Annotated in this window: 24 protein-coding genes, 2 tRNA genes, 1 rRNA gene, 1 other RNA gene and 1 other annotated feature (1 of these 29 running past the window's edge); of the genes, 21 read left to right on the forward strand and 7 right to left on the reverse strand. The window is 49.0% G+C overall.

The features are described 5' to 3' along the window. Positions 1-213, forward strand: a binding site (T-box leader) (it extends 2 nt beyond the left edge of the window). Positions 214-255: 42 nt separating this feature from the next. Beyond that, positions 256-1530: a serine--tRNA ligase gene (gene serS, locus GLV97_RS15955; protein ID WP_160837686.1), complete on the forward strand. Its 1275-nt coding sequence runs from the start codon at positions 256-258 to the stop codon at positions 1528-1530. A 221-nt stretch (positions 1531-1751) separates the two neighbouring features. Further along, positions 1752-1844: transfer RNA gene (locus GLV97_RS15960), tRNA-Ser, on the forward strand. A gap of 147 nt (positions 1845-1991) precedes the next feature. On the opposite strand, the gene GLV97_RS15965 is transcribed toward GLV97_RS15960, so the two are convergent. Continuing rightward, positions 1992-2064 (reverse strand) — tRNA-Arg (locus GLV97_RS15965). A 222-nt stretch (positions 2065-2286) separates the two neighbouring features. Here GLV97_RS15965 and GLV97_RS15970 point away from each other — a divergent pair. Continuing rightward, the gene (locus GLV97_RS15970; protein WP_160837688.1) at positions 2287-2928 is read left to right on the forward strand and encodes a deoxynucleoside kinase; all 642 of its coding nucleotides are present in this window, start codon (positions 2287-2289) and stop codon (positions 2926-2928) included. Continuing rightward, on the forward strand, positions 2925-3608 hold the full coding sequence (locus tag GLV97_RS15975) for a deoxynucleoside kinase (RefSeq protein ID WP_027955844.1): 684 nt from the start codon (positions 2925-2927) through the stop codon (positions 3606-3608). Before GLV97_RS15970 ends, GLV97_RS15975 begins: the two co-directional genes overlap by 4 nt. Positions 3609-3681: 73 nt before the next feature. Here the strand turns inward: GLV97_RS15975 and GLV97_RS15980 are convergent, their stop codons facing one another. From GLV97_RS15980 to modA, 4 genes are read right to left on the reverse strand one after another with little or no spacing between them, the layout of a single operon-like run. After that, positions 3682-4134, reverse strand: a complete 453-nt coding sequence (locus tag GLV97_RS15980; RefSeq protein WP_160837690.1) for an NUDIX hydrolase — start codon at positions 4132-4134, stop codon at positions 3682-3684. 23 nt (positions 4135-4157) lie between these two features. Continuing rightward, the gene (locus GLV97_RS15985) at positions 4158-4769 is read right to left on the reverse strand and encodes an NAD(P)-dependent oxidoreductase (RefSeq protein ID WP_160890092.1); all 612 of its coding nucleotides are present in this window, start codon (positions 4767-4769) and stop codon (positions 4158-4160) included. Between the two features lie 37 nt (positions 4770-4806). Next, on the reverse strand, positions 4807-5487 hold the full coding sequence (gene modB, locus GLV97_RS15990) for a molybdate ABC transporter permease subunit (RefSeq protein WP_160837821.1): 681 nt from the start codon (positions 5485-5487) through the stop codon (positions 4807-4809). After that, positions 5487-6263, reverse strand: coding sequence for a molybdate ABC transporter substrate-binding protein (modA, locus tag GLV97_RS15995; RefSeq protein WP_160890093.1), 777 nt, complete (start codon positions 6261-6263; stop codon positions 5487-5489). The genes modB and modA overlap by 1 nt, the downstream gene beginning before the upstream one ends. Positions 6264-6339: 76 nt before the next feature. On the opposite strand from modA, the gene GLV97_RS16000 reads away from it, so the two are divergent. The 4 genes from GLV97_RS16000 to aldA all read left to right on the forward strand — a co-directional run bounded on the left by GLV97_RS16000 (position 6340) and on the right by aldA (position 9126). Continuing rightward, positions 6340-6996 carry a M50 family metallopeptidase gene (locus tag GLV97_RS16000; RefSeq protein ID WP_160890094.1) on the forward strand — a complete coding sequence of 219 codons (657 nt, stop codon included), beginning with the start codon at positions 6340-6342 and terminating at the stop codon, positions 6994-6996. A gap of 104 nt (positions 6997-7100) precedes the next feature. Beyond that, a complete protein-coding gene (locus GLV97_RS16005) occupies positions 7101-7205 on the forward strand; it encodes a YjcZ family sporulation protein (RefSeq protein WP_084163164.1) in 105 nt (34 codons plus the stop codon). Positions 7206-7303: 98 nt separating this feature from the next. Beyond that, entirely contained in the window at positions 7304-7555 is a 252-nt protein-coding gene (locus tag GLV97_RS16010) for a hypothetical protein (protein WP_160890095.1), read from the forward strand. A gap of 119 nt (positions 7556-7674) precedes the next feature. Then, positions 7675-9126, forward strand: coding sequence for an aldehyde dehydrogenase (aldA, locus tag GLV97_RS16015; protein ID WP_160890096.1), 1452 nt, complete (start codon positions 7675-7677; stop codon positions 9124-9126). A gap of 42 nt (positions 9127-9168) precedes the next feature. On the opposite strand, the gene queF is transcribed toward aldA, so the two are convergent. Continuing rightward, complete coding sequence (gene queF, locus GLV97_RS16020) at positions 9169-9663, reverse strand: preQ(1) synthase (RefSeq protein WP_160837702.1); 495 nt, start codon at positions 9661-9663, stop codon at positions 9169-9171. 345 nt (positions 9664-10008) lie between these two features. On the opposite strand from queF, the gene acsA reads away from it, so the two are divergent. The 5 genes from acsA (at position 10009) to GLV97_RS16045 (ending at position 16014) form a co-directional block, all read left to right on the forward strand. Then, positions 10009-11718, forward strand: coding sequence for an acetate--CoA ligase (gene acsA, locus GLV97_RS16025; protein WP_160837704.1), 1710 nt, complete (start codon positions 10009-10011; stop codon positions 11716-11718). A 102-nt stretch (positions 11719-11820) separates the two neighbouring features. After that, positions 11821-13119: a purine/pyrimidine permease gene (locus tag GLV97_RS16030; protein ID WP_160890097.1), complete on the forward strand. Its 1299-nt coding sequence runs from the start codon at positions 11821-11823 to the stop codon at positions 13117-13119. A 38-nt stretch (positions 13120-13157) separates the two neighbouring features. Continuing rightward, complete coding sequence (locus tag GLV97_RS16035) at positions 13158-14477, forward strand: lysine N(6)-hydroxylase/L-ornithine N(5)-oxygenase family protein (RefSeq protein WP_202409713.1); 1320 nt, start codon at positions 13158-13160, stop codon at positions 14475-14477. 93 nt (positions 14478-14570) lie between these two features. Then, a complete protein-coding gene (locus GLV97_RS16040) occupies positions 14571-15083 on the forward strand; it encodes a type 1 glutamine amidotransferase domain-containing protein (RefSeq protein ID WP_160837710.1) in 513 nt (170 codons plus the stop codon). Between the two features lie 145 nt (positions 15084-15228). Further along, positions 15229-16014 (forward strand): DUF3891 family protein, encoded by a 786-nt coding sequence (locus tag GLV97_RS16045; RefSeq protein ID WP_160837712.1) that lies wholly within the window; start codon positions 15229-15231, stop codon positions 16012-16014. A 14-nt stretch (positions 16015-16028) separates the two neighbouring features. On the opposite strand, the gene GLV97_RS16050 is transcribed toward GLV97_RS16045, so the two are convergent. Next, on the reverse strand, positions 16029-17318 hold the full coding sequence (locus tag GLV97_RS16050) for a glycosyl hydrolase family 18 protein (protein ID WP_160837714.1): 1290 nt from the start codon (positions 17316-17318) through the stop codon (positions 16029-16031). Between the two features lie 148 nt (positions 17319-17466). Here GLV97_RS16050 and tadA point away from each other — a divergent pair, with 148 nt between their 5' ends. From tadA to GLV97_RS16090, 8 genes are all read left to right on the forward strand, one after another. Further along, positions 17467-17946: a tRNA adenosine(34) deaminase TadA gene (tadA, locus tag GLV97_RS16055; protein ID WP_160837716.1), complete on the forward strand. Its 480-nt coding sequence runs from the start codon at positions 17467-17469 to the stop codon at positions 17944-17946. 50 nt (positions 17947-17996) lie between these two features. Continuing rightward, positions 17997-18262, forward strand: an RNA gene (gene ffs / locus GLV97_RS16060) — signal recognition particle sRNA large type. A 184-nt stretch (positions 18263-18446) separates the two neighbouring features. Further along, complete coding sequence (dnaX, locus tag GLV97_RS16065; RefSeq protein ID WP_160890098.1) at positions 18447-20177, forward strand: DNA polymerase III subunit gamma/tau; 1731 nt, start codon at positions 18447-18449, stop codon at positions 20175-20177. A gap of 24 nt (positions 20178-20201) precedes the next feature. Then, positions 20202-20519 carry a YbaB/EbfC family nucleoid-associated protein gene (locus tag GLV97_RS16070; RefSeq protein ID WP_160837720.1) on the forward strand — a complete coding sequence of 106 codons (318 nt, stop codon included), beginning with the start codon at positions 20202-20204 and terminating at the stop codon, positions 20517-20519. 11 nt (positions 20520-20530) lie between these two features. Beyond that, entirely contained in the window at positions 20531-21127 is a 597-nt protein-coding gene (gene recR, locus GLV97_RS16075; protein ID WP_160837722.1) for a recombination mediator RecR, read from the forward strand. Between the two features lie 9 nt (positions 21128-21136). Then, on the forward strand, positions 21137-21358 hold the full coding sequence (locus GLV97_RS16080; protein ID WP_306462693.1) for a YaaL family protein: 222 nt from the start codon (positions 21137-21139) through the stop codon (positions 21356-21358). Positions 21359-21430: 72 nt separating this feature from the next. After that, positions 21431-21694, forward strand: coding sequence for a pro-sigmaK processing inhibitor BofA family protein (locus GLV97_RS16085; protein ID WP_160837724.1), 264 nt, complete (start codon positions 21431-21433; stop codon positions 21692-21694). 420 nt (positions 21695-22114) lie between these two features. Beyond that, positions 22115-22203 (forward strand): 16S ribosomal RNA (locus GLV97_RS16090); the annotation flags it as partial.

A 22203-nucleotide genomic window follows, 5' to 3' on the forward strand; every position in this document is an offset into this window, starting at 1 on the left:
GAACGCGATGACAGGACTTAGTAGCATGTTCCTCTTCCTCCAGAGAGTCAGTGGCTGGTGAAAACTGACGGAAGAGCCATGTGAATCCATCCTTGAGTGTCCGGCTGATAACGCCGGACCGGCCCCTCACCGTTATGAGCTGAGCCGGAAGGTCCTTGTACCTTCAACCTGGGTGGTATCGCGGGAAGCATAAATGAAGCTCTCGTCCCTTATTGGGATGAGAGCTTTTTTATATGAAAAAAGGAGGACATACACATGTTGGATATGAAATTTTTACGTCAGAACTTTGATGAAGTGAAAGCAAAGCTGCAGAAGAGGGGCGAAGACCTGTCTGATTTAGACGCCTTCGGTGAACTCGACAGCCGCCGCCGGGAGCTGATTCAGGAAACAGAGGAGCTGAAAGCACGCCGTAATGACGTCTCCAAGGAAATCTCCCAGCTGAAGAAAAACAAAGAAGATGCCGACGACAAGATTACAGAAATGCGTGAAGTCGGTGACCGGATCAAAACACTGGATACGGAGCTGAAGGAAGTGGAAGAGAAGCTGGAGACGCTGCTCTTGTCCATTCCGAACATCCCGCACGAAAGCGTACCAGTCGGAGAAGATGAAGATGATAACATCGAAGCCCGCCGCTCTGGAGAAACGCCTGTCTTTGATTTTGAAGCGAAGCCCCACTGGGATATTGCTACAGACCTTGGCATTCTTGACTTCGAACGTGCAGGAAAGGTGACAGGAAGTCGTTTCGTCTTTTATAAAGGCGTTGGTGCACGCCTGGAACGGGCGCTGCTGAACTTCATGATGGATCTGCATGCGGATGATCATGGTTATCAGGAGATGCTTCCGCCACAGATGGTCAACCGTACATCCATGACCGGAACGGGCCAGCTGCCGAAATTTGAAGAAGACGCCTTTAAGATTGAAGACTGGGATTACTTCCTTGTCCCAACCGCAGAGGTTCCTGTAACGAACTACTACCGCGAAGAAATTTTGTCTGGTGAGGATCTGCCGCAGAAATTTGTCGCCTTCAGCACCAACTTCCGTTCTGAAGCCGGTTCTGCCGGGCGTGACACACGCGGATTGATCCGTCAGCACCAGTTCAATAAAGTCGAGCTTGTCCAGCTGGCAAAGCCTGAGGAATCCTACGATGTGCTTGAGGAATTGACAGGACATGCCGAAAAAGTGCTGCAGCTGTTGAAGCTTCCTTACCGTGTGATGAGCATGTGTACCGGTGACCTCGGCTTTACCGCTGCTAAGAAATATGACATCGAAGTATGGATTCCGAGCCAGGAAACCTACCGGGAAATCAGCTCCTGCTCCAACTTCGAGGATTTCCAGGCGCGTCGTGCCGGTATCCGTTTCCGTCGTGAAGAGAAAGGACGTCCGGAATTTGTGCATACACTGAACGGTTCCGGTCTTGCGATCGGCCGTACTGTCGCTGCTATTCTTGAGAATTATCAGCAGGCGGATGGTACAGTCGTCGTACCGGAAGCTCTCCGTCCTTACATGGGTGGAAAAGAAGTCATTCAATAATATTGAAGAAGTGCGGTGGGGAAGCCTTTCCCACCGCTCTGTTTTGTTTATACAGACGGGTCTCTACATGCCCGAAAAGCAGGTTTGACTGCGGCTCGATGACTTTGTATAATAACAAAGTGGATCCATCGACATCCTCTCGACAATTTTTTAATAAAAAATTCGCGAAGAATGTTGACGATGATTGCAGGCCATGATAATATATTACTTGTCGGTCATACGGAGGAGTACCCAAGTCCGGCTGAAGGGAGCGGTCTTGAAAACCGCCAGGGGGTTTACGCCCCGCGGGGGTTCGAATCCCTCCTCCTCCGCCATTTTTTTATAACAATCGCGCATAAATATTGGAGATTTATAGAACAGAAATCGTTACTACTTGTAACGATTTTTTTTTGCCCAAAATGCCTGCCCCTATAAAAAAACACCCTGCCTCGATCCGGCAGAGTGCTTGATGTGATGGAGTATGCCCCCGGCAGGATTCGAACCTGCGGCACACGGTTTAGGAAACCGATGCTCTATCCCCTGAGCTACGGGGGCGTGTAAAGCGTACGAGTCATATTATACTAAAGAATCCAGAGATTGCAAAGGAATCCTTTTGCTAAAAATGCATCTCCGCCTGTTACTTCCGGCAGGTGGATATGATAAAATGATACCTGTCTGTCAAAAAGGATCGTTTTTTTTGTAGTCAATATTAGAAACAGGGAACGGCCGATATCCGGCTGATTCCGCTTGAATAGATAGTTTGAAGGAGGAAAAGCGATGGGAGATCTACCTTTCATTTCCGTTGAAGGGCCCATTGGGGTTGGGAAAACGTCTCTGTCTAAAAAGCTCGCCTCCCAGTTTGATTTTCACTTGTTAAAGGAAATCGTTGAGGAGAATCCCTTTTTAGGCAAGTTTTATGACAATATTGAAGAATGGAGCTTCCAGACGGAAATGTTTTTCCTTTGCAATCGTTTCAAGCAGCTGGAAGACATCGAACGTAAGTATCTGCAGGCTGGAAAGCCGGTTGTCGCGGATTATCATATTTCTAAAAATATGATCTTTGCCCGTCGAACTCTTCGAGAAGAACAATTTGATAAATATGCGCAGATTTTTGATATATTAACACATGATATGCCTAAACCGAATATGGTCGTCTATCTTCACGCGAGTCTTGATACATTGATGGACCGGATCCGTATGCGGAACCGTGATGTTGAGGCCAATATTCAGCCCGCTTATCTCGAACAGCTTTCCAAGGATTACGAGGACTTCATGAGTCATTTTGAAGCCTCCCATCCAGATATCCCTGTGATCCGTTTGAATGGGGATCATTTGGATTTTGTAAAGCATCAGGACGATTTAAACTACATTGTTGCTCAAGTTGAACAGCATTTGAATAAAGGAGAAGTTATCAAATGAATGCACGTGAACGCTACGGTATTCCACATGATAGTGTCATCACCATTGCCGGTACCGTCGGTGTCGGAAAATCAACGATGACGAATGCTATTGCGGATGCTCTCAAATTCCGGACATCTTTTGAAAAAGTGGAGACCAATCCGTATCTTGATAAATTTTACCAGGATTTTGAACGCTGGAGTTTTCACCTGCAGATTTATTTCCTGGCTGAACGCTTTAAGGAGCAGAAGAAAATCTTCGAATACGGGGGCGGATTCATCCAGGACCGTTCCATTTATGAGGATACCGGCATCTTTGCCCGTATGCACTATGAAAAAGGGACGATGTCAGGAACCGATTATGAAACGTATCGTAATCTGTTCGATGCTATGGTCATGACTCCCTATTTCCCTCATCCTGACCTTCTTATTTATCTGGAAGGTTCCTTCGATGATGTTCTCGGCCGTATTAAAGAACGTGGACGCCCGATGGAACAGGAAACACCTGTCGAATACTGGGAGGAAATGTTCAACCGTTATGACAACTGGATCGACAATTTCAATTCCTGCCCGGTGCTGCGCCTGAACATTGCGGACTATGATGTCCTCAATGACGAAAACAGCATTGAGCCGGTCCTTGAAAAAATCGGTCACTTTATCCAGCAGTCCCGGAAATGGCGTTCCAGCCGCCTGTTGACGTAATCATAGTCAACAGCCGCTCCAATGACAGAAAACCCGTAAGAGGATCAATGTTGATCGCTTACGGGTTTTTCTTTTATGCTTTTTTTAAATAGTCCTGAATCATCTTCCTGTGGCTGCCGACCATGGAAGCAGGAAGCTGATCAGGGGGGACGAACTTAAACTGCAGGGACTCGTTCGGGTCCATGCGGTACGTTCCTGAATAGGTATCCGTATAGTAGGCCGTGGTGACGACGTAAAATTCGTCGCCGTTATCAGCTTTGATAAATTGATCCGATCCTGAATACACATTGAACAGGTTCAAATGGTCCACCTTCAGACCGGTTTCCTCCCACACTTCCCGTTTCGCCACTTCTTCCGTACTCTCCCCGAGTTCCATCAGTCCGCCCGGCAGTCCCCAGACGCCGTACGGAGAGGTCCGCTGCTGAAGAAGGATGCGCTGCTGATCATCTACAATAACGACGACAGCTCCGACGAAAATCAATGGTCTGTGACCGACGAGCGCTCGTAAATCTTCCACATATCCCAATTGGCTATCCTCCTTTTGAAGCGTTAATCAGCGAGTCCTGTTGTTTCCTTCACGTATGTGCCTTCTTCCAGAGCGTGGAGGAGAAAATGGGCTACATCCCCTCTGGAAATACTTCGTCCACCCTCCGGAACTGTTTCAGCCGTCCGGTAATTCCCGGTTACAGGTCCATCCAGGAGGCGCATCGGCCGGGCGATCGTATAATCCATATCGGCAGCTATAACGGCATTGACGGCCTGTCGGTGATCGTGAAGGACGTTTCTCAAAACCATCCGGCTCATCCACCCGGTCCATCCAGGGATTTCATTATATAACCCGGCAGAGGCGACGTAGAGCAGCCGGGTTACCCCATGATGAGCGGTTGCGGTCGCCATGTTCTCTGTCATGGCGGTCAGGGTGCTGCGGTCCTTTAACGATTCTGATCCGAGACAGGAAACCACCGCTTCCTGACCGAGGACGGCCCTGCGGACATCCGCCTCATTCCTTGCATCCCCTTGTACACTATTCAGCCGTTCATGATTTATGCGGAGCTTTTCAGGATCCCTTAAAAAAGCGGTCACTTCGTGTCCGGGTTCCAGAGCCTGCTCTACAAAGGCCTTTCCTGTTCCACCTGTAGAACCGAAAACAACAATTTTCATATTCTCACCTCATTGGTTGATTTTTTGAAACTCCCATTCAGGAAGAAGGATGCCGGAAAAAATTGATTTTTCTTCTGCTCCATGTCTGCAGCCAGTAGACCGCACTGAATCCGAGCGCTATGATGGTCATCACCCATAGAAGGGCCTCCTCCATCCGTCCGGATTCGACGGCAAAGTAGATGGCGAGGGGAATGGTGTCGGTTTCTCCCGGAATGTATCCCGCTACCATCAAGGTCGCTCCGAATTCTCCTAAGGAGCGTGCAAATGTCATGACCAGACCGGCGAGCAGCCCCGGCCAGGCCAGCGGCAGGGCCACAGTGAAGAAGACCTTCCTTCTGGAAGCACCCAGATTATGAGCGGCACTTTCCAACTGTGTATCATAGTTTTGAAAGGCAGCGGCCGCGCTTTGATACATCAATGGAAACGATACGACGGCGGAAGCGATGACAGCTCCTGTCCAGCTGAATACCACCTGCAGATCGAACCAATGCATTAATAACCGCCCTGCCCAGCCATTTTTACCGAAAGCGTACAACAGGCAAAAGCCAATCACGGTCGGCGGCAGGACAAGCGGAAGAAGAAATAAGGATTCCAGCAGACTTTTCCCGGGAAATATTTTCCGGGAAATCAATCGAGCCGCAAGCGTTCCGGATATAAAAACGATGACAGTGGCGATGGCAGCTACTTTTAAGGAGAGAAAGAGAGGGCTGATGTTCATCATCTGTTCTTTTCATCTCCCAGGGTGGTAAAACCGTTGTTCTCCAAAATCGAGACGGCCTTTTCTGTGGACAGGAACGTTAAAAAGGAGGAGGCTGCATCCTCAGTCCGGCTTTTTGTAATGGCGGCAGCCGGGTAAATGATCGAATCGTGTAAAGCAGGGTCGACTTCTGCCGTGACATGAACCTTATCGGAAATCAAGGCATCAGTGGCATAGACGACTCCGTAATCCGCATCACCGGATTCAACATACGTGAGCACCTGGCGGACGTCCCCGGCAAACACCATCTGTTCCTGCAGCCGATCCCAAAGTTGAATCGTTTCCAACGCCTGTTTCGTATATGTACCAGCAGGGACGCTGTCGGGGTTGCCGACAGCCAGCGTTTGATCTCCGGCCATGCTGTCCAACGCCTTCAGAGAATTGATGGACGGCTGTTCCTCATGGCTGATGATAACGAGCTGGTTTTCTGCAAAGGTTGTCGTCTGATCGTCATCCGTGAGCGCCCGCTCTTTTAAGTAGGTCATCCAGCGTGTATCTGCAGATAGAAAAACGTCTACGGGAGCCCCCTGCTCAATCTGACGTGCGAGTTTTCCGGAACTCCCCAGTAATAACGTCACATTGAAGTTGGAGGTATCTTCATATTGAGGCACGATTTCTTCCATGGCATCTGTTAAACTGGCCGCAGCAGCAATCGTCAAGGTCGGTTTTTCCTCGGCGCCCGCGCAGCCGGCTGAAAAGAGGAGGAAAACGAATGCTGCCCATATTCTTTTTTTCATAAATAGACTCCTTTCCGCCTTTGTTGAATCAGTAACAGGGCAGAAGATCATCAATCGACCAGAAAGGATGAATCGAATGAAACTTCAAATCATAATTGCCCTGATTCTTGCACTCCTGCTCACACAACTCCCTGTTGCGGGTAAGTATTTTGCAGTCTTGAATACTATGATACATGAAACCGGCCATTCTCTCACAGCTTTAATGACAGGAGGAGAAGTGAGACATATTTCTTTATTCCCGAATACGTCCGGTGTTACGCTGACCGGTCACAGTTCGTGGTTCAGCCATGTGCTCACAAGTCTGGCAGGGTATGCTGCAGCTTCCTTTACCGCGTTTCTATTTTTTTATTTGATCAGCAGGGGGTATTGGTCATGGATGATTTATATCCTTCTCGCCATCCTTGCTGTCAACCTGCTTTTCTGGGTCCGGAATATCTATGGGGTGTTCTGGATTGTGACCTTTGGTGCGGGATTCATCTGGCTGCTGCGGACAGGGCATGACACGATCGTGCAGTATGTCCTTCTTCTGCTTGCCTCTCTTGTCCTCGTCGAGTCCGTCACCAGTGCGTTTGAGGTTATGTGGATCAGCTTCGTGTCTCCGGGGCAGGCGGGGGACGCTGCTAACCTTGCCCGTGCTTTCCGGATCATCCCGTCCCCCGTTTGGGGCGTGCTTTTTTTCCTTCAGGCGGTTTATTTTGCCTTTCTTTCCCTTAAGCGTGTCTTGCCTCTCTAGTCATGTGCAGCGGTCAGGGGATTTTTTGAAAAATCCGCACCTGCCCGGTCTTTCCCCACCTGGCTGAATAAGGTAGTAAGGTAGGAAAGAGAGGAGGGGAAGATATGAGCGGAGGATACGGCGGCGGTTTCGCACTGCTGGTTGTTTTGTTCATCCTTTTGATCATTATCGGTGCTTCTTACATGGGCGGCCGTGGATACGGTTATTAAATAGACAGCGGGATTTTTCCCGCTCTTACATATATAAAGTTTGTATAAGGCGCAGGAAGGGTAAAACGTACTATAAAAAAAGGACGGGGGAGTCCACTATGGATTTAAAGGAACATTTATTGACGGAAGGATATAACCAGATTGATATTCTTCTCGTCCGCGAAGGAGAAGACCAGACCACAGTACCTGGGATTACGCTTCATAAAGTCACAGATTTGGAGTACAAGCTTTATCTGGATCCGGAAACGATCACGTATCACCTGAAGGAAGAACACCCGTATTTCCAGGGAGATCAAAAAGTCGAATCCGGTGAAATGAAGCAGGTGAAGGGATATATTCTCGAATGGTAGGAAGCCTTGATGTTCAAGGCTTTTTTTATATGGTCATCTAAAACTTTTACACATTCTGTCGTTTAACGGAGGAAACAAGGTGGAACGAAGAAGACAAAAAGCTTGGAGGAGGATCATCAATGAAGGAACATCAACTATACATCAATGGTGAATATACACAGTCCAATGGTTCGGAATGGATCGACGTTGTCAATCCGGCCACAGAAGAAGTCATCTCCCGTATCCCTAAAGGGACGGAGGAGGACGTAAATAAAGCAGTGGAAGCAGCGGCCGCAGCACAGAAGGGCTGGGAACTGACTCCGAATATCGAGCGCGGAAAAATTGTTCGACGCCTCGGAGATAAAATTGAGGAAAACCGTGAGCGGTTCATTGATCTTCTTCAGGAAGAACAGGGGAAAGATTATGAACTGGCCAGCGGAGAAATCGACCTGGCTATTGACTACTTCCGCTATATGTCGGAATGGGCCCGCCGGATCGAAGGGGAAATTGTCCCGAGTGACCGCGCAAACGAAAATATTTTTATTTATAAAAAGCCGATTGGTGTCGTAGCGGGAATCGTCCCATGGAATTTCCCGATGTTTATTCTGGCCAGAAAAGTGGCCACGGCGCTCGTTACCGGCTGTACACTCGTCCTGAAGCCGAGTCAGCAGACACCGAATACGGCGGTCGAATTCACGAAGATCATTGACGGTATGGAGGATATTCCAAAAGGCGTCTACAACCTCGTCACCGGTACGGGCTCTGAAATCGGCAATACGCTTGCCAAACATAAAGATGTCCATATGATTACGATGACCGGAAGTGTAGGAGCTGGAACGAAAGTGATGGAGGCTGCCGCCCAGAACATTACGAAGGTCAACCTTGAACTCGGCGGTAAAGCCCCGGCTATTGTGACAGCGAATGCGGATCTTGATGTTGCAGCGGAAAACATTACAACTTCCCGTTTAGCCAACAACGGTCAGGCGTGTACGAATGCTGAGCGTGTGTACGTACACGAAAGTGTTGCGGAGGAGCTGATCAGTAAGCTCCGCCATCATTTTGAAAGCAAAGCCCTTGGCAACCCTCGTGAAAATAAACAGGCGGATGTCGGCCCGCTTGTCAGCATGGACCGTATCGAAGAAGTGGAATCCATGGTGAAGGCAGCGGTCGACGCCGGCGCCCGGATTGAAATTGGGGGAGAACGCGCGGATATGGAAAAGGGCTTCTTTTTCAAGCCGACCATCCTCACCAATGTCACCCATGATATGGAGATTATGCAGGAGGAAATTTTCGGCCCGGTTATTCCGATTTCCACCTTCAAGACACTTGATGAAGCGATTGAAAAAGGGAATGACACGGAATACGGCTTGTCCTCTTCGGTGTATACAGACGATATGAATGAAGCGATGCGAGTGGTGAATGAGCTGAAGTTCGGAGAAACATTCGTGAACCGAGAAAACTTTGAAGCCGTCCAGGGCTACCACGCCGGTATGAAAAAATCCGGACTCGGCGGTGCCGATGGGAAACACGGGATGGAAGACTTCCTCGTTACCCAGGTGGTTTACATGCAGTATAAAAACGATAAACAGTAAAACAAAAGGAGCTGTCCATATGGACAGCTCCTTTATCTCACTTCAGCGGTTGTCGATTTTTTCAGGATAAAGGTCGTGATTCATCAGACGATGATCCGCCATCTGCTCATATTTCGTTCCCGGCTTTCCATAGTTACAGAACGGGTCAATGGAAATGCCGCCTCTCGGGGTGAACTTGCCCCACACTTCAATGTAGCGGGGGTCCATCAATTCAATCAAATCGTTCATGATCGTATTCACGCTGTCCTCGTGAAAGTCCCCGTGGTTGCGGAAGCTGAACAGGTAGAGCTTCAGGGATTTACTTTCCACCATCTTTACATCAGGAATGTAGCTGATATAAAGGGTGGCGAAGTCCGGTTGTCTCGTCTTTGGACAGAGGGTCGTAAATTCCGGACAGTTGAATTTAACGAAATAATCACGGTTCGGATGCTGGTTGTCGAACGTTTCCAGTACCTCCGGATCATATTCAAATGAATAGCTTGTTCCTTGGTTTCCCAGCAGGGAAAGAGGGAGTTCCTCTTCATTTCTTCCAGGCATATCATCGGCTCCTTCGTCTACGTAAAATAAAAAGCCGCTGCCTCTAAGGGCAGCGGCTTATGTCGTCTACATCCTTAGTTTTTTATAGAGGGATGGGCTAAGAAACCTCTTTGTTCTGTTGGATTCATTATATAGAAGGAAGGAGAAAGCTGTCAATTTCCTCCGGCATCCGGCCTGTTTCTGTAAATCTTTGGAGATTACTCTTTAAAAATCTACGATAATCCCCTACAATAGAAGTAATTCGTTAAATTTTCAGAAAAAATGCGCGGCTCTGATTTTCTTCAGAGCTTTGTTTTTCCACAATCAGAAAACGTTTACAAAAAACCATTCTAATGAGGTGATTTCATGGACATGCAGCCAATCCCAGCTCGATCAGGCAATCACAACATGGAAAACTACAAGCAGACGTATGAAAATTTTCAGTGGGACGATGCCAAAAAGCATTTTACCTGGAACGAAACCGGCCGGGTCAATGCCGCTTATGAAGCGATTGACCGCCACGCGGAAAACCCGGATAAAAAAGATCAGCCGGCGTTGATTTTTTCCGCTCCGGACAGGGAGGAAACGCTGAGTTTTTCCGACTTGAGCAGAAAAAGTAATCAGTTTGCCAATGTGTTGAAAAAACACCATATAGAAAAAGGTGACCGCGTCTTTCTTTTCATGCCGAGAAGCCCGGAATTTTATGCGGCCTTCTTCGGTATTTTGAAGGTGGGAGCGATCGCAGGACCATTGTTTGAAGCCTTTATGGAGCAGGCGGTCCGTGACCGTCTGGAGGATAGTGAGGCAACGATGCTGATCACGACCCCCGACCTCCTGGAGCGTGTACCGGCCGATGATCTGCCGAACCTGAAGCAGATTGTCCTTGTGGGCGGTGAAGCACCGGGCAATTATATTTCGTATGAAGAGGAAATGAAAGCAGCTTCTGAATCCTTCGATATCGAATGGGTCGACTTGGAGGATGGTATGCTGCTTCACTATACGTCCGGTTCAACAGGAAAGCCGAAGGGAGTGTACCACGTTCATAATGCCATGATTCAGCACTATCAGACAGGGAAATGGGTGCTTGATCTGAAACAAGGTGATGTGTACTGGTGTACCGCCGACCCCGGCTGGGTGACCGGTACAAGCTACGGTATATTTGCACCGTGGCTGAACGGGGTTACCAACGTGATCCGAGGCGGACGTTTCAGCCCGGATGACTGGTACGGAACGATTGCGGAATATGATGTGTCGGTCTGGTATTCGGCACCGACAGCTTTCCGTAAATTGTTGAGCGCTGGTAAAGAGGCAGCAGAAAAACACGACTTATCATCACTCCGACATGTATTGAGTGTGGGAGAACCGTTAAATCCCGAAGTCGTCACATGGGGGCTTTCAGCCTTTGATCTGCGGATCCATGATACGTGGTGGATGACGGAAACCGGCGGTATGCTGATCTGTAACTATCCGGCGATGGATATCCGTCCGGGATCGATGGGTAAGCCATTCCCAGGGATTGAAGCGGCGATCGTAGATAACGAAGGGAATGAGCTTCCGGACAACCAGATGGGGAATCTCGCTATTAAAGAAGGATGGCCGTCCATGATGCGTGCCGTCTGGAACAATCCCGGAAAGTACGAAAGCTACTTCCTGAACGGCTGGTACGTCTCCGGGGACAGTGCGTATAAGGATGAAGATGGATACTTCTGGTTCCAGGGCCGTCTCGATGATGTCATCAACACGTCCGGGGAACGCGTAGGACCTTTTGAAGTGGAAAGCAAATTGATTGAACACGAAGCGGTAGCGGAAGCTGGTGTCATCGGTAAACCGGATCCTGAGCGCGGGGAGATCATTAAAGCTTTCATTACACTGCGTGATGGATACGAGCAGTCCGATGAGCTGCTTGAAGAAATCCGCCAGTTTGTGAAGAAGGGACTCAGCGCCCATGCGGCCCCTCGTGAAATTGAAATCAAGGACACGATACCGAAAACGAGAAGTGGTAAGATCATGCGGCGTTTACTGAAGTCGTGGGAGCTCGGGCTTCCGACAGGGGATACGTCCACATTAGAAGAATAAGCAGGAAAAGCACAGCCTTCCGCTGTGCTTTTCTCTTTGTCGTTTCACGTGGAACGATGACGATATCTGCAGAAAAATTACCGAAGACAGTAGGTGGACAGGATGGAAAAAACATCAACACGATGGATGACGGAGACGCTTGAAACGGTACAATGGTTTGTATTTCTTCTGGCAGGTGCTGTGGCCCTGCCGATCGTGATCGGATCTTTGTTCGGGCTTTCTTTTCCTGAGATAACCGGGTTGATGCAGCGGACGTTATTTGTAGTAGGGGCAGCCTCCTTTCTTCAAGGAGTGGTCGGTCATAAGCTTCCGATTATGGAAGGTCCGGCCGGTATTTGGATCAGTATTTTCGCCGTCATGGCTTTCAGTGGGAAACAGAACGGCGATACGTATCTTGAAACCCTTCAAGTGCTGGAGGGGACGATGCTTTGGACCGGTCTGTTTTTAATTTTATTCGGGATGTTCAAATTGTCGCACAGAGTCTTGTTCGTGTTCACGCCTTTTGTGACCGGGGCTTTTTTATTTATGCTGACGGTTCAGCTGAGCGGAACATTCCTTGAAGGAATGCTCGGTCTTCAGGAAGGAGCGGAGGGGATCAATGGCACAGATGCGTGGACCGCCTTTGTCACTCTTGGACTTGTCCTTGGTCTGTCCATCACAGGCCGGGGGTGGATGAAAAGTTTTGCTGTGTTGATTGGGATCAGTGCAGGATGGGTATTGTATGAAATAGCCGTGCCGGCGCAGGTGGCTGACTCGAAAAGTGTCGAGTGGTTTTCACTCCCTGAAGTGTTTGCCTGGGGGCCGCCTGCCATGACTCCGGGGACCCTTCCCCTGGGGTTTATTACAGCAGTGATTCTGTTGTCGAATCTAGTAGCATCGGTGATTGCTGTCAGTCAGACCATATACGGAAATCCCCGTTATACATATGAGCAGATTAACCGGGGAAGCAGTTTCCTTGGCATCAACCACGGTCTGACCGCTCTTTTTTCTGCGGTGGCCAATGTGTCACTCGCTTCCTCCTCCGGTTTTATGCAGCTGACCGGCCAGAAACGGAAACAGCCGTTTCTCTATGCTTCTTTACTTCTGACCGGTCTGTCCCTGTTCCCTCCTGTGGTCAGGTTCATATCATCCGTACCCGCTCCGGTAGCGAACGCAGCACTTTTGGCTGCATTCGTGCAGTTGATGGGTCTTGGATTATCGAATTTGACGATGGAACCGCTGGACCAGCGGAAGCTGACTATTTTAGGTCTGTCCTTTCTGCTTGGGATCGGACTGATGTTCCTGCCGCCGGATGTATTCACAGGACTTCCAGGTGTGCTCCAGAATCTTCTGAGCAACGGGCTGCTTGTCGGAACGGTACTCGTTATTACATTGAACCAGTTATGGAAGGAATCAAATTAAGGATCCCGTCGCAGGGATTGGATAGAGGAAGTGATCTTTTGGATAGAGAAATCAAAGACATCATTGGTATCGGCATCGGCCCCTTCAACCTTGGACTTGCTGCGCTCGTCGATCAGACGGATGAAGTGGACGGTTTGTTTTTTGAACAGACGATCGAATTCAACTGGCACCCCGGCATGCTCATTGAAAAAATGGATCTGCAGGTACCTTTTTTAGCCGATCTCGTTACGTTTGCTGATCCGAAGAGTCCATATACGTTTATCAATTACCTTCATGAGCATAATCGGATGTTTCCGTTTTTCTTCCACCGCCATTTTGAAATTCCAAGACAGGAATTCAACCATTATATGCAGTGGGTGGCCGGTCAGCTGGATGGGCTGCGCTTCGGCCATACCGTCATCGATGTCATCGATCATAAGGAAGAGGATACACCGCACTATGAAGTGATCGTAGAAGAAACGACGACCGGAGAGAGAAAGCACTTCCGCTCCAGACACGTGGTGATGGGGACCGGGAATGAACCGGTTGTTCTTGATGGGATGGACCGGCTGCCGAATGAGGATGTGCTCCATACGAGCCGCTATCTGTTCCAAAAAGACCAGCTGCTGAAATCGCGTCATGTGGCGGTCATCGGTTCCGGTCAGAGTGCGCTTGAGGTGTTCCTCGATTTGTTGGAGGAGCAGGAACGGAATGATATGAAAGTGACGCTTCTGACGAGATCGGGCGGGTTGTTTCAGCTCGATACGGCGAAGTTTGCCCAGGAGATGTTCACACCTGATTATGTGGATTATTTTCATAATTTAAGTTTTGATCAGCGGAAAGAGGCCCTGAATACGCTCGGTCCACTGCGGAAAGGCATTGCCCCGGATACGCTGACACGGTTGTATACCAAGCTGTACCACCGGACGACTGCGATGGAGGACAGCCGTGTGCTCATCCAGCCGATGACAGAGATCAACGGGGTTGAAGCTGCAAAAGAAGGCGGGTATGACCTGCAGTGCCGCCAGTGGCAGGAAGAGTATGACTACACATACCATGCCGATAAGGTTGTGTTTGCCACCGGTTACAAGCCGCATGTCCCGTCCTGGTTTATGGATCGGTACAAGGATCAGGTGGAATGGGAAGCGGATCAGATGTACAAAGTGTCCCGCGACTACTATCTGGAATTTAAGGATGGCCGGGACCATCACTTCTTCACTTTGACGAATCTGGTGCATTCACACGGTGCAGGGGCCACCAACCTCGGCCTTTCTGTTCACCGCAATGTGCATATCATCAACACCATAGCCGGTAAAGAAGTATATAAAAACCAAAAGGATACCACGTTCCAGACCTTCTCGATGAAGCATTCAGAGTAAGCCGAACCGGTCAGTGGTGTTTAAAAGTCTGATAGACGGGAAGACAATCTACGGAAACACAATTGACAAATCTTTCAAGGAGATGAGTTTTTTATGAGTAAGATTGCATGTCTCGTAACGTCCCATTTTGAAGATGTCGAATATACACAGCCGGCGGATGCCTTCTCTAAAGAAGGTCATGAAGTGACAACGATTGAATGGAAAGCCGGCAAAGAAGTCGAAGGCAAACAGGGAGAAGCATCAGTCAAAATCGACACCTCCATCGACGATGTAAAACCGGAGGACTTCGACGCCTTGTTCATCCCGGGCGGATTTTCCCCGGATATTCTCCGCGGTGATGAGAAGTTCGTTTCATTCGCTAAACATTTTATGGATGAGAAAAAGCCGGTCTTCGCAATCTGCCACGGGCCGCAGCTGTTGATTACAGCTAAAACGCTGGAAGGCCGTACCGCAACAGGATTCAAATCCATCGCTGTTGATATGGAATACGCCGGTGTAGATTATAAGGATCAGGAAGTCGTCGTCTGTCAGGATCAGCTCGTCACCAGTCGTCAGCCGGATGACATTCCTGCTTTCAACCGCGAAGCATTGAAACTCCTTAAATAATGGGTATCACCAAGGGGCCACGGGGATTCTCCTCGTGGCTCTTTTTCTATCATTTGAATCAAGTGGTGGAGAGCCGGAGTATGATCCTATATAATGGAAGGACAAGTGTGCCTACATAATGGATGAAGAACGAGGAGGATCGTTTATGATTGTTATTGAAAAGACGGACCACTTCATCATGATACCCCAGCACGAACACGCCGGCATTTCAGGAAGTATTGTGGATCATTGGAAAAACCACTTCCTGCTGCGCTCCAAGCTGCGGGAAGAAGCGGACTGGGCGATCCGCCAGCATGACCGGGCCTGGATTCCCCTGGATGAGAAGCCTGTTTGGAACGATGAGAAACAACGCCCGTATACATTCGTGGATTATCCGCTCGAGGAAAAGCTGCTGGCTTATGAACGTGGAATTGGTGAGGTGGCTTCGAAGTCCTTTTATGCAGGAATGCTGTGCAGCATGCACTATGCTTCTTTCTTTCAAGAGGACAGCCACGATCCGTTGATTGTTGAATTCCTGAAGCAGGAGGAGAAGCGCCGCAAAGATTTGTATGAGTGGATGGAAATGGACATTCCTTATGACGTCTATCATCTTCATTTTAAACGGCTGCAGTTCTGTGATGACCTCTCTTTGTATGTGTGCATGCAGGAGCCGGGGACACCGAAAGAACAGGAAATCCCATGGTTTAAGGACGGGTTCAGGCAGACGTTTGATTTTGCCCCGGAGGGGATTTATCCGCAGTGGGACAGTGCCCGCCGGGTTATTCTCGATCCATTCCCGTTTGAACAGTCCTTTCATGTACAGATCCCGTATCGAAGAGTATATAAGGAAGAAATTAAACGCCGGGGCTTGGTCGAGGCTTTCCAGGAAGCAGATATCGATCCTGTCACAGTCACATTTGTCGGAAAAGAAGAAAAGCCGCCTCTCTCATGAGAAGCGGCTTTTTTTTATGGGTTTTTTGTCACGCTGAACTGATTGCTGAGAAGGACCCAGTTCTGAGGGAAGGATAACCCGAGCTTCCAGTAGCTGATACCGAGCAGGTTCTTCTCTTTGATGAGATCGAATTTCTTTTGGATCGACCGGGCGTCCTCAAACCAAACTTCATGTTTCTTTCCGTCTGCGTCCGTATAGGTGTAGTACGGTGCCTGTTCCTTTTCATCATAGGAGATAGCGACATTATTTTTACCAGCTGTCTGTATCGCCTGCTGGGGACTGAGGGCTTTGGCGAATTCACCGCCTGGTTCATAGGGGAGCGTCCAGTCATATCCATAGAGATTCTGACCGAGCAGAATTTTCTGTGCCGGCATTTCCGTGAGTGCATAATTGACGACATCGGTGACCGGGCCGATTGGAGAAACGGCCCGCGGCGGCCCTCCGCTGTATCCCCACTCATAGGTCATCAAAACGACAAAGTCTACGATCTCTCCGTGAGCTTTATAGTCATGAGCTTCATACCAGGCTCCCTTTTGGTCCGCACTCGTTTTAGGAGCGAGGGCCGTCGAAATGAGCAGCCCTTCTTTGGACAGCCGCTGCTTTGCTTTTCGCAGAAATTGATTATACGATTCTTTCATCTCCGGTGGCAGGAATTCCATATCGAAATGGACATCCTTAAATCCTACTTGTTTCGTAATCTGGATGATCTCGTCGAGCAGTTTGTCTTGCAGCGCCTCATCGCTGAGGATCTTTCTACCAAGTTCGGCACTGAATCCGTCGTCAGCGAGGTTGGTGACAACCATCATAAGGGTCGCGTCATTTTTCCGCGCTATCTCTTTGAAATTATCGAGCGGGGGCGCTTTTAAGGTGCCGTCCTCCTGGATTTCATAACTGAACGGGGCCAGATAGGTCAGGTTCACGGCCCGCCTTTCCGCCGACTGCCGTAACGTATCGGAGACGGTGCCTCCAAAAGGTTCAATGTAAGCATTGCTCGTAATCGGTGTCGGGGGTTGATCCGGAATATAAAGCCGGAGCCCGACGGGCAGTGTACTGTCCTGGTTCAAACCATTCACGGCGGCCAGACGGCCGGCTGTCATATTGAAACGCTCCGCAATGGTAGAAAGACTGTCCCCCGGCTGTACGAAATAAAACCGGCCGACAATAGGGATCACAAGAGCCTGGCCGATGACGAGGTCGTCCGGAGTTTCTAATTCATTTGCTTCTATGATGTCGTTTGGCGTACTATCATAAAGACGGGCGATCGAATACACAGAATCTCCCTCTTGCACAACATGAATCTGCACGTTCCTCACATCCTTTCTCATCCTTTATCAATGTATGAAATGAAAAAACGGATTTATTCTTAAAATCCTTTCTTCTCTTCAAGGACCCGGATTCTGTGACTGGTTTTCGGATGCAGTCATCAATCTATAGGAAAAGGAGGTGCTTCGGATGGAAGATGAGTATTTCATGAAGCTTGCGATGAAGGAAGCGGAAAAAGCAGAAGCAGAAGGCGAAGTCCCGATTGGTGCCGTCATCGTCAAAGACGACAAGGTGATTGCTTCAGGCTACAATCAGCGTGAACAATCTCAGCGCGCTTCTTCCCATGCAGAATTCATCGCAATCGAGCGCGCCAATGAATATGAAGGAAGCTGGCGTCTGGAAGACTGCACGTTATACGTGACTCTGGAGCCTTGTCCCATGTGCGCCGGTGCCATTCTGCAGTCCAGAATTCCAAGAGTCGTATATGGAGCAGCCGACCCGAAGGCGGGCTGTGCGGGGAGCCTGTACCAGCTTCTGGAGGACAACCGTTTCAACCACGTATCAGAAGTCGCCCCCGGTGTACTGGGAGACGCATGCGGGGATATGCTGTCTCATTTCTTCCGCAGCCTCCGGTCAAAAAAGAAAAAGAAACCGGCTGTAGATAATTAACAGCATGAAATCATTGCATTTTCTGCTGAAAATCGCTATACTTGTATATGCCGTGCTAAGCGGGGAGGTAGCGGTGCCCTGTACTCGCAATCCGCTATAGCGAGGCCGAATTCCCACCCAAGGTGGCACAGCTTTAAGGTCTGCCTTATGTGAGTGGTGTTGACACTCAGGTCCTGCGCAACGGGAACCAGTGAACCCTGTCAGGTCCGGAAGGAAGCAGCAGTAAGCTGTCCCTCCCGTGTGCCGCGGGAGTGCCTGGGTCGAGCCACAACCATAAGTAACGCTTAGGGCTCTGCCATCGAAGGTGGGTGCACGGCATTACATAGTCGTACACACAAGATTCACATATAAGGGGAGCCGTTATGACACGTTCATAACGGCTCCTTTTTTCTATCATTCAAATACGATCCCCCACCTGTCACTTGTCTGCCGGTAATGGTTCACAGCAGGAATGTCTATCAGGTATAATGGGAATGAAACTAAAAAGGGAGAACGGTTTTATGAGCTACCAGGCTTTATATCGTGTATGGCGTCCCCGGGATTTTGAAGGTGTCGTTGGGCAATCGCATATTACGCGGACACTGCAGAACGCAATTGTACAGGAAAAGTTTTCACATGCGTATTTATTTTCCGGACCCAGGGGAACGGGGAAAACGAGTGCGGCCAAGATTTTTGCCAAGGCCGTTAACTGCGAACGCTCCCCTGTAAAAGAACCTTGTAATGAATGTGATGCCTGCCTCGGCATTCAGGACGGCTCCATATCTGATGTCATTGAGATTGACGCCGCCTCCAACAACGGAGTGGAGCAGATCCGTGAGATCAGGGATAAAGTCAAATATGCTCCAAGTGCGGTGCCGTACAAAGTCTACATTATTGATGAGGTGCACATGCTTTCCATGGGTGCGTTCAACGCTCTGTTGAAAACGTTGGAGGAACCGCCGAAGCATGTCATCTTTATTCTGGCGACGACCGAACCACATAAAATTCCGTTGACGATCATATCCAGATGTCAGCGTTTCGATTTCAAACGGATTTCCCAGAAGTCGATGGTCGACCGCATGGTGAAGATCACAGCGGCAGAAGAGATCGCCGTGGCTTCTGAAGCCTTGGAAATCATTGCTCTTACGGCAGAAGGCGGTATGCGTGATGCCTTGAGTTTGTTGGACCAGGCTGTTTCCTACAGTGAAGAGGAAGTTACGATGGATGATGTCCTGGCAGTAACCGGATCTGTATCACAGGCCAGGCTGACAGCTGTCTTGAGAGCTTTGAACGACCAGGATGCCCGGACGGCCCTTGAAGCGGTTGACGATCTCATCCAGCAGGGGAAAGACCCCGGTCGTTTCGTATTCGATCTGATCTACTACTTGAGGGATCTGCTGCTGTATCAAAGTGCTCCGGATCTGGAACACAACCTTGAGCGGGCTATTCCGGATGACTCGTTCCGGACCCTGTCCGCAGAGTTGTCACCAGGCTGGATCCAGCAGGCTATCCGGGAATTGAATCACTGCCAGCAGGAGATGAAGTGGACGACAAGTCCGAAAGTCTTCATAGAAATCGCCATGCTGAACATGGTCGAAGTGCAGGCTGGACCCCAGGTATCCCAGGCGGCGGATTCCAGTGCGGTTGAAAAGCTGTCAGGGAAGATTCAGGAGCTTGAGAAACAGCTGGCTGCCTTAAAAGAAAATGGTCCGGCCCCGCAGGCAGCCGCCCAGCCTGCTAAAAAACGCGCGCCTGCAAAATCAGGTAGAAAAGGGTATAATGTTCCATATGAGCGGATCAGACAGGTGCTCAGTGAAGCTTCCAAGGAAGAGATCAAAAATATCCAGGGCCGATGGGCCGACTTTATGGAAGCACTCAAACAGCAGAATGCGCCGGCCCATGCCACCCTGTTGAACAGTAAACCACGGGCTGCCTCATCGAAAGCGCTCGTTCTGGCTTTCCGTTACGACATTCACTGCTCGCTGGCTCTGGAGCACCAAAAGACCATTGAGCCGCTTTTGACGGAGTATGCTGGAAAGCCGATGACAATCATCCCTATTCCTGAACCGAACTGGCAGGAATTGAGGGAGGAATATGTCCGCAAGCAGAAACAGACGCCGGATGAAGCATCGGAAGTGGATGTGGAAGAAGACGGGGATGTTGAAAGCGTCCCGCAGCAGCCTCAGGAAGACCCGCATATTTCAGAAGCCCGTAAACATTTCGGAGACGATCTGATTGAATTTCAGGATTAACGATCACAAGAGGAGGAATGCCCCATGCGTGGTGGTGGAAACATGAACAATATGATGAAACAGATGCAGAAAATGCAGAAGAAAATGATGAAGGCTCAGGAAGAGCTTTATGAGATGACCTTTGAAGCTTCTGCAGGAGGCGGCATGGTTAAAGTGACAGCAAACGGGAAAAAGGAAATTACGGATGTTGCCATTGATGAGGAAGTTGTCGATCCGGATGATGTAGAAATGCTTCAGGATCTCATCATTACGGCAACGAACGATGTAATCAAGCAAGTGGACGACAAGACTAATGATACTATGGGACAATTCACGAAAGGGATGCCTGGAGGAATGTTCTAGGAGGAATTCTCATGTATTACCCGGAACCAATATCAAAACTGATTGACAGTTTTACAAAGCTGCCAGGGATCGGTCCGAAAACGGCGGTCCGCCTGGCTTTTTTCGTGCTGGAGATGGAAGAAGATGATGTGCTTGATTTTGCCAAGTCCCTCGTCAATGCCAAACGTGAGCTGACTCACTGCTCGATCTGCGGCCACATTACAGATCAGGACCCGTGCTCCATCTGTCAGGATGAATCGCGGGATGCCAAACTGATTTGTGTTGTGCAGGATCCTAAAGATGTAATCGCCATGGAGAAGATGAAGGAATTCAGCGGGAAGTACCACGTGCTTCACGGGGCGATTTCACCGATGGACGGTATCGGACCGGAGGATATCAATGTAGCGGGTCTGATCAACCGTCTGAAGGACGAAGGGGTGGAAGAACTGATTCTGGCTACCAACCCCAATATTGAAGGGGAAGCCACAGCCATGTACATTTCCCGCCTCGTTAAACCTTCAGGAATCCGGATGACAAGGATTGCCCACGGACTTCCGGTCGGCGGCGACCTGGAGTATGCCGATGAAGTAACGTTGTCGAAAGCATTGGAAGGACGCAGAGAACTATAGAAGAAGGTGATGGATTTGTTCGGTAAACAGAAGAAATTAAAAAAAGAAATGGATCAGGAGCTCCTTGTCCGTATCAGGAAGATGAAATACGAATGGGAAAGCCTGGACACCATTATCGAACAAAGCATTGAACCGAGTGAAGAAGGTTTGAACGATCTTGCTTTAGTGAAAGCGAAATACTTCTATCTATTAAGAGAAGCAAGGTATAGAGGCATCAACGCATTGTCCTGAACCTTTGTACTAGCCCTCTGTCTGATTTCATATACTGTTTCTACAGCAGTCAATCAGACAGGGGGTTTTTTTATGGATCCGGTACTGGTCGTTTTATTGTTGAGTCTCGCTGTACCTCTTTTGTTGATTACAGGTATGCCTGCCAAGCCGTTGAAGTGGGTGGGGGCTGTGCTTACGCGGTTAATTGTTGCGGTGATCCTCTTGTTTTTCGTGAATCTGTTTGGAGCGCAGTTCGGCCTGCATATTCCCATTAATGGATTCACAGCTGGTGTGTCCCTTGTGTTAGGACTCCCCGGTGTATTATCGTTAACAGCCATTCATATCTGGATCTTATAAAAGCGGCGGGTTTCCTGCCGCTTTTATCTATGGAAAAAGAAATTAACAAAATAATGATAAAGGTATTGCAATAGATTCATATCCGTGATAAATTATTACTTGTCGCTTTAAGAGAGCGATGCGGTGTTGAAAGACGCCGAAACAAATCACGAAAAAGTTGTTGACATTAACAACCCAGCGTGATAAATTAATATTTGTCGCCAAAAACGACAGCAACAACGCTTTCTCAACTTCATCAAAAAAGTTGTTGACATGAAAATCAACACATGATAAGATGATTAAGTCGCTGTTTTCAAACGGCAGACAACATTTGATCTTTGAAAACTGAACGAACCAACCAGTACGTCAAAACATTTCTTCTTTAATGAAGGAATTCGAAACAAAGCACATTCGGTGTGCAGATGAGCAAGTCAAACTACTTTTATGGAGAGTTTGATCCTGGCTCAGGACGAACGCTGGCGGCGTGCCTAATACATGCAAGTCGAGCGCGGGAAGCGAGCGGATCCCTT

The sequence above is a fragment of the Halobacillus litoralis genome (genome assembly GCF_009856355.1).
Taxonomy (GTDB): Bacteria; Bacillota; Bacilli; order Bacillales; family Halobacillaceae; genus Halobacillus; species Halobacillus litoralis_B.

What these genes read in the sequence shown, in the direction of transcription:
- tadA (WP_160837716.1), top strand. Translation starts at nt 17,467, where the DNA reads ATGGAAGATGAGTATTTCATGAAGCTTGCGATGAAGGAAGCGGAAAAA.
- GLV97_RS15975 (WP_027955844.1), top strand. Translation starts at nt 2,925, where the DNA reads ATGAATGCACGTGAACGCTACGGTATTCCACATGATAGTGTCATCACC.
- GLV97_RS16010 (WP_160890095.1), top strand. Translation starts at nt 7,304, where the DNA reads ATGGATTTAAAGGAACATTTATTGACGGAAGGATATAACCAGATTGAT.
- GLV97_RS16005 (WP_084163164.1), top strand. Translation starts at nt 7,101, where the DNA reads ATGAGCGGAGGATACGGCGGCGGTTTCGCACTGCTGGTTGTTTTGTTC.
- modB (WP_160837821.1), bottom strand. Translation starts at nt 5,487, where the DNA reads ATGAACATCAGCCCTCTCTTTCTCTCCTTAAAAGTAGCTGCCATCGCC.
- GLV97_RS16000 (WP_160890094.1), top strand. Translation starts at nt 6,340, where the DNA reads ATGAAACTTCAAATCATAATTGCCCTGATTCTTGCACTCCTGCTCACA.
- queF (WP_160837702.1), bottom strand. Translation starts at nt 9,663, where the DNA reads ATGCCTGGAAGAAATGAAGAGGAACTCCCTCTTTCCCTGCTGGGAAAC.
- GLV97_RS16040 (WP_160837710.1), top strand. Translation starts at nt 14,571, where the DNA reads ATGAGTAAGATTGCATGTCTCGTAACGTCCCATTTTGAAGATGTCGAA.
- acsA (WP_160837704.1), top strand. Translation starts at nt 10,009, where the DNA reads ATGGACATGCAGCCAATCCCAGCTCGATCAGGCAATCACAACATGGAA.
- aldA (WP_160890096.1), top strand. Translation starts at nt 7,675, where the DNA reads ATGAAGGAACATCAACTATACATCAATGGTGAATATACACAGTCCAAT.
- GLV97_RS16045 (WP_160837712.1), top strand. Translation starts at nt 15,229, where the DNA reads ATGATTGTTATTGAAAAGACGGACCACTTCATCATGATACCCCAGCAC.
- GLV97_RS16070 (WP_160837720.1), top strand. Translation starts at nt 20,202, where the DNA reads ATGCGTGGTGGTGGAAACATGAACAATATGATGAAACAGATGCAGAAA.
- recR (WP_160837722.1), top strand. Translation starts at nt 20,531, where the DNA reads ATGTATTACCCGGAACCAATATCAAAACTGATTGACAGTTTTACAAAG.
- dnaX (WP_160890098.1), top strand. Translation starts at nt 18,447, where the DNA reads ATGAGCTACCAGGCTTTATATCGTGTATGGCGTCCCCGGGATTTTGAA.
- GLV97_RS15970 (WP_160837688.1), top strand. Translation starts at nt 2,287, where the DNA reads ATGGGAGATCTACCTTTCATTTCCGTTGAAGGGCCCATTGGGGTTGGG.
- GLV97_RS16030 (WP_160890097.1), top strand. Translation starts at nt 11,821, where the DNA reads ATGGAAAAAACATCAACACGATGGATGACGGAGACGCTTGAAACGGTA.
- GLV97_RS16085 (WP_160837724.1), top strand. Translation starts at nt 21,431, where the DNA reads ATGGATCCGGTACTGGTCGTTTTATTGTTGAGTCTCGCTGTACCTCTT.
- modA (WP_160890093.1), bottom strand. Translation starts at nt 6,263, where the DNA reads ATGAAAAAAAGAATATGGGCAGCATTCGTTTTCCTCCTCTTTTCAGCC.
- serS (WP_160837686.1), top strand. Translation starts at nt 256, where the DNA reads ATGTTGGATATGAAATTTTTACGTCAGAACTTTGATGAAGTGAAAGCA.
- GLV97_RS16080 (WP_306462693.1), top strand. Translation starts at nt 21,137, where the DNA reads ATGGATTTGTTCGGTAAACAGAAGAAATTAAAAAAAGAAATGGATCAG.
- GLV97_RS15985 (WP_160890092.1), bottom strand. Translation starts at nt 4,769, where the DNA reads ATGAAAATTGTTGTTTTCGGTTCTACAGGTGGAACAGGAAAGGCCTTT.